Raw genomic sequence first — 1,606 nt, forward strand, 5'->3', positions numbered from 1 at the left:
GGGTTACTGTGTGCAGCAGATCGCCCCCCTGCCGGTGTATTCGGCAGGGGGGCGATCTTTCCGACCCGGAGCCTCCCGAGCATCCGGGACGGGTCTGTCTGGGGCTGTGCGTCAGGCGGCGGACCGAAGACCGCCTCCCCACACGCCACTCTACGCAGGGGCACTGACGATCTACAGGCTGTAGGGCGATGTCCACAGATCCGTGACACGATGTGCGATTCACGGCAGGTCGCGCTCCGGCGTACGCCCCCACCAGATCATCACCTGGTACAGGGTCCGGACACCGAGCTGGTCCCGCAGGGCGGCCAGCTCCTTGGTCACGGTGCGCTCGGCCAGACCGAGGCGCTTGCCGACTTGCTTCTGGGCCTGGCCGGCCTCCAGCTCGCGCAAGATGGACCGCTGGCGGCTCGTGCTCACCGCGTCCACGGAGGCCCGATGGAGGGCCTGCCAGGGCGTGGCCCGCCCCCAGTACTCCTCGAAAACCGCACGCGCCCACATGACCGCGCTGCGGTCGGAGACGTGCCAGCCCGAGTGGGCCCCGGCGCCATCCACGATCAGGTTGTCGATGAACAGGTGCTGACGGTCGAGGATCACCATCCGAGGGAAGGGGCTGCTGAGCACGCGCACCTCGGAACCGGCTTGGACCAGGCGCTCGGCGTGCTCGGCGGCCTGGGCGTGCTCGGCAACCCGCGCGGTGTAGAGGGAGCGGACGCGGACGCCGCGCCGACAGGCGGCCTCGGTGCGCTCGGCACCGAGGCGGAGGATCTCGGGGTCCCGGTCGGCCGGCTCGCCAGGCTGGGCGGTGTAGACCTCCTGCGTGGCGGTGTCGGTAAGGGGGCCGATGCGGGAATTCATCAGCGCCGGTGTACCGAGGTACTCCGAGCCGGGGCCTCCATAGAAGCGGTGCGGGTCGTACTCCGTGGCCAGCCCTTCGACGGCGGGGATCTGCGTGATCCGCGCGACCGTGGCCGTGAGGTCGGCGAGGGCGCTCGTCATCAGCTCCTGTGCGACGGCTCGGGGGTCGCGGGCGATGTGGTGACCGGGGCGGTACGGGTCGGCCGCGACGAGCTGGAGGGCTGCGAGCTCGGCGAGGGCCGCATCATCGGCGGGGGGCTCGCCAGCAGCGACCGCACGGTACGTTTCGACAGCGCTCTCCGCGAGTAGCGCGCGCCCCTCTTGCCCAACTTCCGCCATGTTTCCCCCAGTTGATCGTGCGCCAGAAACAGCACGTGCGTATTTCAGCACGGCGCGGCGGTTGGCGCAGGACATGGGAGCTGGGAGAGTTGCTCCAGAGCGTTCGGAGCGAACGCACGTTCGAAAGGAGGGGTTCGATGTCCAGAAGGACGATCGCCACCCTGGTCGCCTCGGTCCTGCTCAGCGGCGCGGCCGTCACCGGTCTCGCGGCCACCGCATCGGCGGAGGACGTCACGCCGACTTCGGCGGAGGACGTGGGCTGGGGTACTCCGCCGGCGAACGGCACACCGACGCCCAGCGCGACGCCGACCGCGTCCACCAACGACGTCGGCTGGGGCTGACCGCTCCCCACCCGCCTCCGGTCGAGGTACTCGGGAGGTCCGCGACCGGGACCAACAGCGCCCCCCTGCCG

2 protein-coding genes are annotated in these 1,606 nt (G+C 70.7%); one reads left to right on the forward strand and one right to left on the reverse strand.

The annotated features are described in order from the left end of the window. Positions 1-219 precede the first annotated feature (219 nt). A complete protein-coding gene (locus ACFWEP_RS34550) occupies positions 220-1,194 on the reverse strand; it encodes a LuxR C-terminal-related transcriptional regulator (RefSeq protein WP_387376249.1) in 975 nt (324 codons plus the stop codon). A gap of 137 nt (positions 1,195-1,331) precedes the next feature. On the opposite strand from ACFWEP_RS34550, the gene ACFWEP_RS34555 reads away from it, so the two are divergent. Beyond that, entirely contained in the window at positions 1,332-1,535 is a 204-nt protein-coding gene (locus ACFWEP_RS34555; protein ID WP_387376251.1) for a hypothetical protein, read from the forward strand. Positions 1,536-1,606 lie beyond the last annotated feature (71 nt).

The organism is Streptomyces sp. NPDC060198, from assembly GCF_042728415.1.
In the GTDB taxonomy this organism is placed as follows: domain Bacteria; phylum Actinomycetota; class Actinomycetes; order Streptomycetales; family Streptomycetaceae; genus Streptomyces.